The following is a 14088-nucleotide window of genomic DNA, read 5'->3' on the forward strand; positions in this document are numbered from 1 at the left end:
TCTTAAAGGGCAGAATGTAATTCCGAAAGGCGATCAGGAAGGTATTTTGACCAGGCTGCCGGGGTGAGAGAGTACAGGGGAAAAACATGTGCAATAGCTCCAAAAAAATACAAATAAACAGCAAAAATATTGTAAAAAATGTTCACTAATAAGGGGAAGTATGATATAATTAAAAAATCATAACATACAAGGGGTGAGTGCATGATGATGAAGAAGGAAATGATTGCCATGCTTCTGGCTGGCGGTCAGGGCAGCAGACTTGGTGTGTTGACAGAAAAGGTTGCAAAACCGGCTGTCGCATTTGGCGGAAAGTACCGTATCATTGATTTTCCGCTGAGCAACTGCATCAATTCAGGCATTGATACAGTGGGAGTTCTGACACAGTATCAGCCGCTGCGTTTAAATACTCATATTGGAATCGGTATTCCGTGGGATCTGGACAGAAATGAAGGCGGAGTCACAGTTCTTCCTCCCTACGAAAAGAGTACAAGCAGTGAGTGGTATACGGGAACTGCCAATGCGATTTTTCAGAATCTGGATTACATGGAACAGTATAATCCGGATTATGTTCTGATTTTATCAGGAGATCATATCTATAAGATGGACTATGAGGTAATGCTGGACTTCCACAAGGCAAATAAAGCAGACATTACCATTGCATGTATGCCTGTTCCTATTGAAGAGGCAAGCCGTTTCGGGATCATGGTAACAGATGAAACCGGAAGGGTAACAGAATTTGAGGAAAAACCGGAGAAGCCGAGCAGCAATCTTGCGTCTATGGGAATTTATATTTTCAGCTGGCCGGTTCTCAAGGAGGCTCTGATCGCTCTGAAGGATCAGAACAGCTGCGATTTCGGAAAGCATATTCTTCCGTACTGTAAGGAGAAAGGTCAGAGACTTTTTGCCTATGAGTATAATGGCTACTGGAAAGATGTGGGTACGCTTGGATCTTACTGGGAAGCCAATATGGAACTGATCGATATTATTCCGGAGTTTAATCTTTATGAAGAATTCTGGAAAATTTATACAAAAGGTGATATTATTCCGCCTCAGTATATTTCAGCAGATGCGGTAACAGATAAATGTCTGATCGGGGAAGGTGCTGAAATTTACGGTGAAGTACATCATTCTGTGATCGGTCCTAATGTTGTAATTGAAAAGGGCTGTGTGATCAGAGATTCTATTATCATGCGCAATTCCGTGGTGGGTGAAGGCACTGTAATGGACAAGGCAATTGTGGCAGAGGATGTTGTGATCGGAAAGAATGTAACTCTCGGCTGCGGAGAAGAAGCTCCCAATGTGCTGAAACCTGCGGTATATGCCTTTGGGATTGCCACAGTAGGCGAGCACAGTGTGATCCCTGACAATGTAAAAATCGGTAAAAATACATCTGTGTCCGGAGTGACTGTGCCGGAGGACTATCCGGAGGGAATACTGGAAAGCGGACAGAACATCAAGGCAAAGGACGGTGAGAAGGCATGAGAGCACTTGGAATTATTCTGGCAGGCGGAAACAATAACCGTATGAGGGAACTTTCAAACAAAAGAGCCATTGCAGCCATGCCTGTAGCGGGAAGCTACCGCGCCATTGACTTTGCATTAAGCAATATGGCAAATTCCCATATTCAGAAGGTGGCAGTACTGACTCAGTATAACGCCAGATCACTGAATGAACATCTGAGTTCCTCAAAATGGTGGGATTTCGGAAGAAAGCAGGGTGGGCTTTTTGTGTTCACACCTACTATCACAAAAGAAAACAGTCTGTGGTATCAGGGAACAGCGGATGCTATTTATCAGAATATTACATTCCTGAAAAACAGCCATGAGCCTTATGTTGTTATTGCTTCAGGAGATGGAATTTATAAACTGGATTATAATAAGGTGCTGGAATTCCACATTGCCAAAAGAGCTGATATTACGGTTGTGTGTACAGAGTGCAGAGATCAGAGCGAAGTAGAGCGGTTTGGCGTGATCCGCATGAATGATGACTGCAGGATTGAGGAGTTTGAGGAAAAACCTATTATTTCTTCTTATAATACTGTGTCTACAGGTATTTATGTAATACGAAGAAGACAGCTGATCGAACTGCTTGAAAGAGCTGCTCAGGAAGACAGACATGATTTTGTAAACGATATTCTGATCCGTTACAAGAATCTGAAACGAATTTATGGATATAAGATTGATTCCTACTGGAGCAATATTTCCACGGCAGAAGCATATTACAGAACAAATATGGCATTTCTGGAGCCGGGAATCCGCAATTATTTCTTCAGACAGGAACCGGCGGTAAAAACAAAGATCGACGATCTTCCTCCGGCAAAATATAATGCAGGAGCTTCTGTGAAAAACAGTCTTGTTGCCAGTGGCTGTATCATCAATGGAACAGTAGAAAATTCTGTTCTGTTTAAGGGTGTGTTTGTGGGCAACAACTGTGTGATACGAAATTCTGTGATCCTCAATGACGTATATATAGGAGATAATACACACATTGAGAACTGTATTGTAGAAAGCCGGGATACGATCCGGGCAGACTCTGATTATCGAGGAGAAGACGGAGTCAGAATCGTGGTAGAAAAAAATGATCGCTACGTAATTTGATAAACGGAATTTCTGATCGCGGCTTATGGGGCAGTAAAACAGATTTCCGGTCAGTTGGCGTATACAAAATGAAAGGGGCAGAAAAAGATGAATATTACAGATGTACGTGTGAGAAAAGTTGCAAAAGAAGGAAAAATGAAAGCAGTTGTATCCATTACAATTGATGATGAGTTTGTAGTACATGATATCAAAGTGATCGAGGGTGAAAAGGGACTGTTTATTGCAATGCCAAGCCGTAAAGCGGCAGACGGAGAATACCGTGATATTGCACATCCTATTAATTCCACAACAAGAGACAGAATACAGACTCTGATCCTTGACAAATATCAGGAGGTTATGAACGAGACGGACGCGCAGGAAGAGGCAGCAGAGGAATAACACCGGATATCTGTAATAAAAACGAAATGATTTAGTAAAAGAGATGTTCTGAAGCAGAATTTGTCGAAAAAAATTACTCCAGAATGTCTCTTTTTTTGCGTGTATCCGCCGAAATATTACATATTTGTTACAGAAATAAAATAAAAGTATTGATTTTTGAATGAAATGTTGTTATACTTGTCCTACGAAAAAAATTATGAGGTGTTTATATGAAGATGAAGAAAGTTCTTTCACTGCTGTTGACCGGCGCCCTGACTGTTTCCATGGGGACAAGCGTTTTTGCATCCACAGAAGACCAGATCGCAGCCGCACAGGCACAAAAGCAGGAGGCACAGGCGGGACTTGCTCAGGCACAGGCAAATATCAGCAGCCTGGAAAGCAAGAAACAGGAACTGGAATCCTATATGGCAGAACTGGACGCACAATATAATGAACTGACAAATACAATTTCACAGCTCAGTGTGGAAGCAGCTGAAAAAGAAGAAGAGCTGAAAAAGGTTCAGACAGAGCTGGAAAGGGCAAAGAAAACAGCAGAGAATCAGTATGAGGCAATGAAGCTTCGTATTGTTTATATGTATGAAAACGGCGGAAACTCCATGCTGGAAACACTTCTGTCATCAGAAAGCCTGGCAGATTTTCTGAATCAGGCGGATAATATTTCAAAAATTTCCGAGTATGACAGAAATATGCTGAAGCAGTATGAGGCAACCCAGGAAAATATCCAGGTACAGGAGGAAAAGGTAGAAGAGGAATCCAGCTCTATTAACAGTCTCCTTTCCGAAAAAAGCGCCAAGCAGCAGGAAGTGCAGTCTCTGGTTGCAACTACCGGTGACAGCATCAACTCCTATATCAGCCAGATCAGCGCAAGCCAGGAAGAGGCAAATGTTCTGATGGCTCAGGTAAACAGCGCAGACAGCAGTATTGCAACTCTGATGGAGCAGGCTGAACAGGAAAAAGCAGCAGCTCAGGCGGCTGCACAGGCAGCGGCAGAGCAGGAAGCCGCTTCACAGGAAAGTGAAGAACCGGAATATGATCCGGAAACAGACACAACCGATTCTGAAAGCAGCTCTACAAGCAGTGATGTTACTGTAGAGGAGGTTGCTCCGGAAGAGGATGCAGAAGAATATACAGAAGAATATACGGAAGAGTACACAGAGGATACGGAAACAGAGCCGGAAGCTCCGTCAGATACAGATGGAAGCTCTGATTCTTCCGGTTCCAGTCAGGGTACATACCTTGGAAACTTCATGCTGACAGCTTACTGTAACTGTGCGCAGTGCTGCGGAACAGCGGGAAATGCCACTGCCAGCGGTGTAATGCCTTCAGCAGGTCATACAGTAGCTATGGCGGGAGTTCCCTTTGGAACACAGCTTCTCATCAACGGAACTGTTTATACTGTTGAGGATCTGGGAACCCCTTACGGACATGTGGATATTTATTTTGGAAGCCATGAAGAGGCATTAAGCTTTGGGCTGCAGTATGCAGATGTATATCAGCTGAACTAAAACCATACAGGAATATCATGAAGAGACTGCCAGAGATGACGGTCTCTTTTATTCTTTACCCGGAAAACAGTACATTCTGTATCATTTTCCCGGTAAATAAAAGATTCTTTGTGAGGATTCTGAGCGTTTGAGACGGACCTGTCCGCTTGTTCAGGGAATATTTTCATATAAGAGACAAAAAACGGAAAAAGGAGAAAGATATTAATGGAGCTTGTAAGTGGAAGACCGCAGAACACAGAGGGAAGACTGGGAAAAGAAATCAGAACATATGACTTTCTGGATTCTATTGGGATTCATTATGAAAGAGTGGATCATAAGCCGGCTATGACCATAGAGGCCTGTGAGGAGGTTGACAAAATACTGGGCGCTGTGATCTGTAAAAATCTTTTTTTGTGCAACAGACAGGAAACAGACTTTTATCTCCTGCTGATGCCCGGGGATAAAAAGTTCAAAACAAAGGATCTTTCAGCTCAGATCAATTCCTCAAGGCTTTCTTTTGCAAAGCCTGAATATATGGAACAGTTTCTGGATATTACTCCAGGTTCAGCCAGTATTCTGGGGCTGATGAACGACAGAGATAACCGGGTACAGCTTCTGATCGACGAGGACGTGCTGAAAGGAGAATATATAGGATGTCATCCCTGCATCAATACTTCAAGTCTCAGAATCAGCACAAAAGATATGACAGAAAAAATAATACCGGAATTGAAGCATAATCCAAAGCTGGTTCGTTTACCTTAGTATAGAGGAAAAAGTCTCAGAGCAGTGCTGTGGGAATCAGTAAAAACGAAATATGAATTTTTTATAAAACATGGAGATTTCAGCAATTTTGGCATTGATTAAATAAGATAATACGTTATACTATTATCTACAGAAGAATATACGCTGAAAATGGTTTTGAGGCGGTGGACCGCCTGGCGGGAAAGGGTGATAATTTGGATTATCTGAGGAAGTCAAAACATATATGGATCATCCCGGCATATGGGATTTTTTATATGATTTCTTTTATGCTTGTGGAAAAAATCAGTACAGAAACCCATCTGATTCATTCTTTTGTGGATGATCTGATTCCGTTTTGTGAATACTTTATTATTCCCTATGTGCTGTGGTTTCTTGTAGTTCTCGGAAGCGTGATGTATTTTGCATTGGGAAGTCCGGGCAAAAAAGAGTATTATCAGTATATGGCGACCCTGGGTGTGGGAATGACTCTGTTTCTTATTATCTCCTTTGTGTATCCCAATGGCCAGAATCTCAGACCTGAACTGACAGGAGAGGGTCCTTTTATTCAGGCTGTGCAGCTTTTGTACCAGACAGATACCCCCACAAATATTTTTCCGAGTATTCATGTATTTAATGCAGTTGCCTGTTGTGTGGCTCTTCTGAATAACAAAAAATGCAGACAGAACAAAATCTTTACAGCCGGAAATATTGTGCTGACTGTATCAATCGTTCTTTCCACTATGTTTTTAAAGCAGCACAGTGTGGAAGATGTAGTTACCGCTCTGATCCTCAATGTGATCTGTTATCAGATATTTTACAGGATCATTCCGGAAAATATGCATAAGTTTGAGAGGATGCTTACCAGAAAACAGATCTGTACAGCGTCTAACCTGCTGACCGTCGGCAGACTTGCCCTTGCTCTTGTATTTATGGCCCTGATTGAGCGGTACAGACTGATGGGAGAAAAAGCTCTGCTTGCAGTGATGCTTCTGGCAATTATAGCTGTGGATATACTGGCCGGGAAGCTTGCCCGGAGACCGGAACAGGTAAGCGATATAGGAAGACTTCTGGAGCTTCTGGCAGACCGGGTCTGTCAGTTTGTGATCCTTTCCTGTCTGATTCCGAAGTATTCACTGGCAAAGATGCTTCTGGTATTATTCTTTATTAAAGAAAGTTATACAGCAGTCCTTGGCTGGAGAGTGATTTTGTATGCAGATAAAGAGGCTCAATCTCCCTGGTATGATACCATGACGAAGGCAGTGTTCTACATAGTGGCGCTGATTCTTTTGGCAGGACCTCGAATTCCGGCATCAACAGCCGGTATTCTGATCGGTGCCTGCGGAATCTGTATGATGGCAGCCTTTGTAATGAACATAGAAGAGATCCGCGTTGCAGAGGAAAAATTCCGACACTCTGTTGGAGAAAAAGTTCCGGGCAGGATCGGATAAAAAATAAAATAATCGGGTAGATATAAGGGTGCAGCTTTTATCAGGCTGCACCTTTTTTAAAAAAAGAAGATTGGTGTAGATTCATGTAGAACTTTCAGAGAAAATAGGATATAATATAGTTCAGAATCATACGGAACGCCGTATTAAGGCTGTGAAAACCGAAGAATTCTGAAGTTTTCAGTATAAAATTTAATGGAGGTTCAACATGGAAAACGTATATATTATGGAGCATCCGCTGATTCAGCACAAAATTTCTCTGCTCCGTGACAAAAGCACTGGAACAAATGAGTTTCGTAAGCTGATCGAGGAGATTGCGGTTCTTATGGGATTTGAGGCGCTGAGAGATCTTCCCCTGGAGGATGTGGAAGTGGAAACTCCTCTGGAAACATGTATGACACCGATGATCGCAGGTAAAAAGCTTGCAGTTGTGCCTGTGCTTCGCGCCGGCCTTGGAATGGTTAATGGAATCACAACTCTGGTACCGTCTGCAAAGATCGGACATATTGGATTGTACAGAGATCCGGAGACACACGAACCTCATGAATATTACTGCAAATTGCCGGATCCCATTGATCAAAGACTGATCGTGGTAACAGATCCCATGCTTGCAACCGGCGGTTCTGCTGTGGCTGCAGTAGATTTTATCAAAGAGCATGGCGGAAAGAATATCAAATGTATGTTTATTATCGCAGCTCCGGAAGGTCTGGAGCGCCTGCATAAGGCTCATCCTGACGTGCAGATCTACGTAGGTCATGTGGATCGTGAGCTGAACGAAAACGCATATATCTGCCCGGGTCTGGGAGATGCAGGAGACCGGATTTTCGGTACAAAATAAAATCAGAACAAGCACAACAAAAACGGATGGTGTATTTTCGGAGAGCGTGTTTTCCGGGACACGATCCGTTTTTCTGTGTAAAAAGAAAGAGAGCCTGATACCTGTTTTTGCCGAAAAGAAAATAGTTTTGCACAAAGACATCAGGGATAACGGTATCAGAAAAACATATCAGAAGAAACAGTATAAAAACAGGCAGAAAGGAACTTGATTTATGACAAAAAAACAGCGGGCTCTGGAAGTAATTCAGAGACTGAAAGACGAATATCCCGATGCGGGATGCACCCTGGATTATGATCAGGCATGGAAGCTTCTGGTCAGTGTACGCCTTGCAGCGCAGTGTACAGATGCCAGAGTAAACGTAGTGGTAGAAGATCTTTATGCAAAATATCCGGATGTAGAAGCGCTGGCAAAAGCGGAGCCGGAGGAAATTGAAGCGATCGTAAAGCCATGCGGACTGGGAAAAAGTAAGGCAAGAGATATCAGCGCCTGTATGAGGATCCTCCATGAACAGTATGAGGATAATATTCCCACAACTTTCGAAGAACTGCTGAAGCTTCCGGGGGTGGGAAGAAAAAGTGCAAATCTGATCATGGGAGATGTATTTGGAAAGCCTGCCATTGTAACAGATACGCACTGCATCCGCCTGACCAACAGAATAGGACTGGTAGACAATATCAAAGAGCCGAAAAAAGTGGAAATGGCCTTATGGAAGATCATTCCTCCGGAGGAGGGCAGTGATTTTTGTCACAGACTTGTTTATCATGGAAGAGACGTGTGTACTGCCCGGACGAAACCCCATTGTGATAAATGCTGTCTGGAAGATATCTGCAAGAAAAATATCTGACACGGAAGGAGAAAAGGAATATGGCATTGAAGGCAGTACATCATATTGCGTTGCTTGTATCTGATTATCAGAAATCAAAAGAGTTTTATGTGGATAAGCTTGGATTTCGTATTGTGAGAGAAAATTTCCGGAAGGACAGAGGCGATTATAAACTGGATCTGATCCTAAATGGAGTTGAGCTAGAGATTTTTGCTCCGGCACAAAAAGATCATGAGCATCAGCTCCATCCGGCAAGACCGAATTTCCCGGAGGCATACGGGCTCAGACATCTTGCCTTCACAGTTACAGATATTGAAAAAACAGCCGCAGAACTCAGGGAAAAGGGAATTGAGACAGAACCTGTCCGGGTAGACGAGTTTTCGGGAGGGAAATTTACCTTTTTCAAAGATCCGGACGGACTGCCGCTTGAGCTGCATGAATAATTGAGAAGAAAGTGGTGAAAAAATAATGATTAAAAAGCACGTAGAGGATTCTCGCACAGAAAATACCTATCTGATTATGCCAAAACATATCAATTGTTACGGCAGACTTTTTGGTGGAATTCTGATGCAGTGGATAGATGAGGTGGCCGGAATTGTGGCACACCGTCATGCAGGAAGTATTGTAACGACAGCCTGTGTGGACAATCTGAATTTCAAAGCCGGGGCTTATCTGGGAGACACGGTGGTACTGGTAGGAAGAGTGACTTATGTGGGAAAAACGTCTATGGAAGTACGGATAGATACTTACGCAGAGGATCCGGATGGAATGCGCAGAATGATCAACAGGGCTTATGAAGTTCTGGTATCAATAGATGAAGAAGGAAACAAACTTGAAGTTCCCGGGTTGATTGTAGAAACTGAAGCTCAAAAGGCAGAATGGGAAGGCGGACAAAAGCGTTATGATTTAAGAAAACAAAGACGGAAAGAAGGGTTTTAGAGGAAAAAACCACAGATGAAATATGGAGGAAAGTTCTAAAATTTATAGAATAAATGTTTTTTGTTGAAAAATTTCCAGATAAGTAGTACACTCTGGATATAAATATACAGAAACAGATAAAAACAAACTTAAACAGAAAGGAGAAAACAACAATGTTAAGAAATATTCCTCCGATTTTGTCACCGGAACTGTTAAAAGTTCTTGCAGAAATGGGACATGGAGATACAATCGTAATTGGCGATGCAAATTTTGCAGCCGCTTCTATGGCAAAAAAAGGAACGCTTGTAAGATGTGATGGTCTGAAAGCAACAGATCTTATGGATGCTATTCTTTCGTTGATGCCTTTAGATGAATTTGTAGAAAAGCCTGTTTTTATTATGGATAAAGAACCGCGCCATGCGGAGCTTGAGTGTCCGGTATGGGATGAATTTAAAGATATTGTGGCAAAGTATGATGAGCGAGGGGCTGAGGCTTGCGGAATGATTTCCAGAAAAGAATTTTATAAAAAGGCGAGAAAGGCATATGCAGTTGTAGCTACGACTGAGACCGCATTTTATGCCTGTACTATTCTTCAAAAGGGATGCTTGTAGAAAACAAATAAAAACGGACATAAAACAACATAAAAAATGCGTAAAAGCGGTTATTTCGGATGGAATACCGCTTTTTTCTTATGAAAAAAAGAATATATCATGTTTGCATACGTGATATTTGATATCGTAAATGTGTGAAAATGAATATATAATTCTGGAAAACTGTGATATTTTACTAAAAATGTGGGTTGAAACTGTGGAAAAGTAACAAAAAGAAAAAAACGGACAAAAACAAACAGTAACATATTTACATTTGTGGTAATATATGATAAAATCGAACTATCGAAAACGGAAAAACATAGCAAAATCACCAAAAACAAAAAAGGGGGTAACACAATGAAGAAAAAAATAATGGCTCTTGTTCTGGCAGCATCTATGATTACGGTTCCATTTGCGACTGCTTATGCCAGTGAAAAGGATGCAGCAGCTGAAAAAACAGAGGAATCTGCTGATGAGACAAAAGAGACAACAGAATCTCCGGTAGCAGGAAAGAAAATTGCATATATCATGTATATGACTCCAGCTACAATTTTCCAGATGTGGTCTGATTCTTTCACCGAGACTGCTGAAAAGCTGGGAATGCAGGCTGATACGTTTTTCTGCAATGACAGTGCTGACACATGGAAACAGACTATTGAACAGTGTGCACAGGGCGGATATGATGGACTGATGGTTTCTCATGGTGGTCAGGAATATGCATATGATTTTCTGACAGGAATTTTAGAACAGTATCCGGATCTGAAAATTGCTACCTTTGACACTCCGTTTAAAGATGCAAATGGTGAAGTTGCTAAAATTCCAGGCGTAGTACAGTTTTTCCAGCAGGATGCAGGATTTGCCTCCAGTCTGGTTGAAAGTATTATGGATATGTACCCTGAAAAAGTAGAAGCAGGAGAACCGGTAAATATACTACAGGTTCAGCAGGGAGCAGGATATAACAGCCCGTTTGACCGGCGCCAGATCGGATACCAGCCATATGAGGACGAAGGCAAAATTAAAACAGTTGAAAGAATTGCTCCAATTGATGATCAGAACGCCACCTCTTCTATGAGAGATGTAACAGCTGCAACCTTACCTAAGTATGGGGAGGGTGAAATTGATGGAATCTGGTGCTGCTATGATGCATATGCGCAGGGAGTATATCAGGCACTGGTTGAGGCAAATTCAGATATTCCAATGGTATCAGTAGATATCTGCAATGAAGATATTCAGTTTATGCAGGAAGGTAAAAACTGGAAAGCCTGTGCTACTACCAATTGGAGTTCAAATGGGGAATTTGCATGCCGTGTTCTCGCACTGGAAATGGCAGATCAGTATGAGGATATTTATGCTGCATCCTGCTATTATGAAGATCCTGGCGACTGGATGGAAATTCCGTCTGTAATTGTTACTCAGGAAATGGTTACATCAAAAGATGGAATCAATATTGAAAATCTGGCTGAAGTTGCCGGTGAAGAATATTCCGATACCTCCTGGATGCCGACTTGCGATTGGATGGTTGATCTTCTTGGTCACTAATCTATCTTAAAGGAATTGTTCTTATACATATGTGAATAAAAGAACATTAGGATTAGGTGAGGCGCCGGGGCTGTGTTCCGGCGCCTGTATTTTAAGAATTTTGAAGTAGGGGTGTAAAAACTAAATGGAAAAGAGGGAATTTATGGATAAGATTACACTTGGAACAAGAAATGTCTCTATTGAATTTCCCGGTGTAAAAGCTCTTTCCAATGTAGATTTTGAAATTGAAACGGGAGTAATTCATGCTCTGATGGGGGCAAATGGAGCAGGTAAATCTACATTGATGAAAGTTCTTGCCGGTTCAAATCCAGGATATACAGGAGATGTTCTATACAATGGAAATCCTGTAGAATTAAGAAATCCGGCGGCAGCTAAAAAACTTGGAATCCAGATTGTATATCAGGAAGTTGATATGGCTCTGATTCCAACACTGACTGTTGCAGAAAACGTTATGTTTAATGACCTTGTAATGAATATGGGACATAAGCAGTTTGTAAATTACGGAAAGATCCGCAAAGATGCAAAAGAGGCTCTTGCCCGTTTAAATGTAAATATTGATGTACGGCGTATGTGTGGAACGTTGACATTGGCACAAAAACAGATGGTATTAATTGCACGTGCTGTACAGAGTGCATGTAATTTTTTGATTCTTGATGAACCGACAGCTCCCTTGTCTGATACAGAAACAGAAGAACTGTTCAGGGTAGTCAGACATCTTCGCAAAACAGAAAATCTTGCAGTTATTTTTATTACGCATCGTATTCATGAAGTGTTGCAGATATGCGATTCTTATACAGTTATGAGAAATGGCGAAATTGTGGATACGACACCCATTACGCCCAAGACAACTTCAAAAGAGATTGTAGATAAAATGCTGGGACGTTCATTTGAAGAAAACTTCCCGAAACAGGTTTGTGAGATAGGAGAAAAAGCTTTTGAAATTGACCATCTTACAGAACGGGAGGGACGTGTTCAGGATATTTCCATGTATGTGCGAAAAGGAGAGATTGTTGGATTAGCCGGACTGGTAGGGGGAGGAAAAACAGAACTCTGCAAAACCATTTTTGGTGTATATAAGAAGTCTGACGGTATTATAAGACTCAACGGGAAAGAACTGAATATTAAGACACCTTCAGATGCAGTAAAAAACAGGATAGCGCTTGTTCCGGAGGAGAGACGCAAAGAGGGTGTATTGGTTGCAGAAACAGTGACATTTAATACAACAGCAGCCAGTCTGGATGATTATTGTACATTCTCTTTTGTAAATGATCGCAAAGCAGCGAAGAAAGCAGAAGAATATGTGAAAAGTTTGAGTATAAAAACACCGTCGATCAAGCAGAAAGTGGCATATCTGTCTGGTGGAAATCAACAGAAAGTGGCAGTTGCAAAATGGCTTGCTGCAGACTGTGATGTCTATATTTTTGATGAACCGACTAAGGGTGTGGATGTAGGCGCAAAACAGGAAATTTTCACATTGATTAATAATATTGCAAAAGAAGGCAACTGTGTTATTTATGCAACCTGTGAGAATTCAGAGTTGTTATCTATTACAGACCGTATGTATGTAATGTTTGATGGCCGCATTACGGCAGAATTAGAAACAGCGAAGACTTCTGAGGATGAAATTATGCATTATGCAACAGGAGCAACGACTGTATACACAGGCTGAGGCCTTTAGTAACATATCCATTATGGGAGGAAAATAATATGGTTCAAAATGCTAAAATGAAAAATATTGGAAAAATGCTGTTGAGCTGGGCGGCGGTGATTGTTTTAGTTGTTGCAATTGTGATTTTTACAATTGTGAAAGGAACAGCTTTTTTTTCTGTGGCAAACCTTCTGAACATTCTTCGTGCAATGTCCGTTGTTACGATTTTTGCTCTTGCTGCAACAGTATCTATGGCTCCGGATGGATTTGATATGTCAGCCGGAACGTTGGGAACATTTAGTGCATATGTGTTTGCAGCATCATTTCTGTGGTTTGGACTTCCACTCTGGCTTGCGGTTGTGGTAACAATTTTGTTTACAATGTTTTCTTATTTATTAACAATGTTTCTGATTCTTGTCTGCAAGATTCCGGATATGCTGGCAACATGTGCGCTTCAGTTTGTACATGCGGGGTTGGGATTAGCGTTCACAGGTGGAAGTGCCGTTTCGGCAGGTCTTGGCGTACCGAAATGGGTAGCAAATCTTCGGGGCGGCGATACAAGTCCACTGCGTGGGGGATGGACTGAGGGATCCCAGAACATCGGAAAATCCCCATACATAATAATTATTATGATCGTGTGTGTTGTAATCTGCTGGGTTCTTCTGGAACGAACAAAACATGGACGCTATCTTTATGCAATGGGTGGAAATAAAACAGCGGCAAAGCTTTCAGGTATTAATGTAAAGAAATATCGTTTTATGGCAGGTATGTTCGCTGCTCTGTTTATTGCAGTGGCAGGTATTGTTGTATGCTCACGTAATTCAGCAGCACAGATTAACGGATGTGACAGTTACCTGATGAGTTCTCTTGCGGCAGTATTTATTGGACGATCTGTAGGAGGAGCAGAAAGACCAAATGCTCTTGGCACAGTTGTGGGAGCGCTTTTAATTACTGTTCTTGAGAATGGTCTGACCATGTGTGGCGTTGTATATTATGTGCTTCCGGCCGTTAAGGGTGCAGTTCTTTGCCTGGCATTGGTTGCAGCTTATATTACAGTAAAAGAAGACTGATAAAAAATAAAATGGAG

General features: G+C 41.8%; 14 protein-coding genes. All 14 read left to right on the plus strand.

Annotation, left to right across the window (positions count from 1 at the left end; translation table 11 throughout):
* Positions 1-204 precede the first annotated feature (204 nt).
* Entirely contained in the window at positions 205-1482 is a 1278-nt protein-coding gene (locus tag NSA57_RS04185; RefSeq protein WP_173751969.1) for a glucose-1-phosphate adenylyltransferase, read from the plus strand.
* Entirely contained in the window at positions 1479-2597 is a 1119-nt protein-coding gene (glgD, locus tag NSA57_RS04190) for a glucose-1-phosphate adenylyltransferase subunit GlgD (RefSeq protein WP_022068452.1), read from the plus strand. The genes NSA57_RS04185 and glgD overlap by 4 nt, the downstream gene beginning before the upstream one ends.
* 87 nt (positions 2598-2684) lie before the next feature.
* Positions 2685-2975, plus strand: a complete 291-nt coding sequence (gene spoVG / locus NSA57_RS04195; protein ID WP_022068451.1) for a septation regulator SpoVG — start codon at positions 2685-2687, stop codon at positions 2973-2975.
* 209 nt (positions 2976-3184) lie between these two features.
* Positions 3185-4480, plus strand: coding sequence for a PcsB-like coiled-coil domain-containing protein (locus NSA57_RS04200; protein ID WP_147598519.1), 1296 nt, complete (start codon positions 3185-3187; stop codon positions 4478-4480).
* Positions 4481-4684: 204 nt separating this feature from the next.
* Complete coding sequence (locus tag NSA57_RS04205) at positions 4685-5221, plus strand: prolyl-tRNA synthetase associated domain-containing protein (protein WP_147598518.1); 537 nt, start codon at positions 4685-4687, stop codon at positions 5219-5221.
* A gap of 254 nt (positions 5222-5475) precedes the next feature.
* On the plus strand, positions 5476-6648 hold the full coding sequence (locus NSA57_RS04210; RefSeq protein ID WP_257464109.1) for a CDP-alcohol phosphatidyltransferase family protein: 1173 nt from the start codon (positions 5476-5478) through the stop codon (positions 6646-6648).
* 205 nt (positions 6649-6853) lie between these two features.
* On the plus strand, positions 6854-7483 hold the full coding sequence (upp, locus tag NSA57_RS04215; protein ID WP_147598516.1) for a uracil phosphoribosyltransferase: 630 nt from the start codon (positions 6854-6856) through the stop codon (positions 7481-7483).
* Between the two features lie 211 nt (positions 7484-7694).
* The gene (locus NSA57_RS04220; protein ID WP_138270103.1) at positions 7695-8327 is read left to right on the plus strand and encodes an endonuclease III domain-containing protein; all 633 of its coding nucleotides are present in this window, start codon (positions 7695-7697) and stop codon (positions 8325-8327) included.
* Between the two features lie 20 nt (positions 8328-8347).
* A complete protein-coding gene (gloA2, locus tag NSA57_RS04225) occupies positions 8348-8749 on the plus strand; it encodes an SMU1112c/YaeR family gloxylase I-like metalloprotein (protein ID WP_257464110.1) in 402 nt (133 codons plus the stop codon).
* A gap of 25 nt (positions 8750-8774) precedes the next feature.
* Positions 8775-9245 (plus strand): acyl-CoA thioesterase, encoded by a 471-nt coding sequence (locus tag NSA57_RS04230; RefSeq protein WP_147598514.1) that lies wholly within the window; start codon positions 8775-8777, stop codon positions 9243-9245.
* A 152-nt stretch (positions 9246-9397) separates the two neighbouring features.
* Positions 9398-9835 (plus strand): RbsD/FucU family protein, encoded by a 438-nt coding sequence (locus tag NSA57_RS04235; RefSeq protein ID WP_147598513.1) that lies wholly within the window; start codon positions 9398-9400, stop codon positions 9833-9835.
* Positions 9836-10171: 336 nt separating this feature from the next.
* On the plus strand, positions 10172-11353 hold the full coding sequence (locus tag NSA57_RS04240; protein ID WP_173751930.1) for a substrate-binding domain-containing protein: 1182 nt from the start codon (positions 10172-10174) through the stop codon (positions 11351-11353).
* A 142-nt stretch (positions 11354-11495) separates the two neighbouring features.
* Entirely contained in the window at positions 11496-13022 is a 1527-nt protein-coding gene (locus NSA57_RS04245) for a sugar ABC transporter ATP-binding protein (protein WP_147598511.1), read from the plus strand.
* 38 nt (positions 13023-13060) lie between these two features.
* Positions 13061-14071, plus strand: coding sequence for an ABC transporter permease (locus NSA57_RS04250; RefSeq protein ID WP_257464111.1), 1011 nt, complete (start codon positions 13061-13063; stop codon positions 14069-14071).
* The last annotated feature ends 17 nt before the right edge of the window (positions 14072-14088 follow it).

The organism is Blautia caecimuris (assembly GCF_024622975.1).
Taxonomy (GTDB): Bacteria; Bacillota; Clostridia; order Lachnospirales; family Lachnospiraceae; genus Blautia_A; species Blautia_A caecimuris.

Excerpts from the sequence above, each read along its gene's own strand:
- NSA57_RS04240 (WP_173751930.1), top strand. The coding sequence starts at position 10,172 with ATGAAGAAAAAAATAATGGCTCTTGTTCTGGCAGCATCTATGATTACG.
- NSA57_RS04245 (WP_147598511.1), top strand. The coding sequence starts at position 11,496 with ATGGATAAGATTACACTTGGAACAAGAAATGTCTCTATTGAATTTCCC.
- NSA57_RS04250 (WP_257464111.1), top strand. The coding sequence starts at position 13,061 with ATGGTTCAAAATGCTAAAATGAAAAATATTGGAAAAATGCTGTTGAGC.
- NSA57_RS04200 (WP_147598519.1), top strand. The coding sequence starts at position 3,185 with ATGAAGATGAAGAAAGTTCTTTCACTGCTGTTGACCGGCGCCCTGACT.
- spoVG (WP_022068451.1), top strand. The coding sequence starts at position 2,685 with ATGAATATTACAGATGTACGTGTGAGAAAAGTTGCAAAAGAAGGAAAA.
- NSA57_RS04185 (WP_173751969.1), top strand. The coding sequence starts at position 205 with ATGATGAAGAAGGAAATGATTGCCATGCTTCTGGCTGGCGGTCAGGGC.
- upp (WP_147598516.1), top strand. The coding sequence starts at position 6,854 with ATGGAAAACGTATATATTATGGAGCATCCGCTGATTCAGCACAAAATT.
- NSA57_RS04235 (WP_147598513.1), top strand. The coding sequence starts at position 9,398 with ATGTTAAGAAATATTCCTCCGATTTTGTCACCGGAACTGTTAAAAGTT.
- NSA57_RS04220 (WP_138270103.1), top strand. The coding sequence starts at position 7,695 with ATGACAAAAAAACAGCGGGCTCTGGAAGTAATTCAGAGACTGAAAGAC.
- NSA57_RS04205 (WP_147598518.1), top strand. The coding sequence starts at position 4,685 with ATGGAGCTTGTAAGTGGAAGACCGCAGAACACAGAGGGAAGACTGGGA.
- NSA57_RS04230 (WP_147598514.1), top strand. The coding sequence starts at position 8,775 with ATGATTAAAAAGCACGTAGAGGATTCTCGCACAGAAAATACCTATCTG.
- glgD (WP_022068452.1), top strand. The coding sequence starts at position 1,479 with ATGAGAGCACTTGGAATTATTCTGGCAGGCGGAAACAATAACCGTATG.
- NSA57_RS04210 (WP_257464109.1), top strand. The coding sequence starts at position 5,476 with ATGATTTCTTTTATGCTTGTGGAAAAAATCAGTACAGAAACCCATCTG.
- gloA2 (WP_257464110.1), top strand. The coding sequence starts at position 8,348 with ATGGCATTGAAGGCAGTACATCATATTGCGTTGCTTGTATCTGATTAT.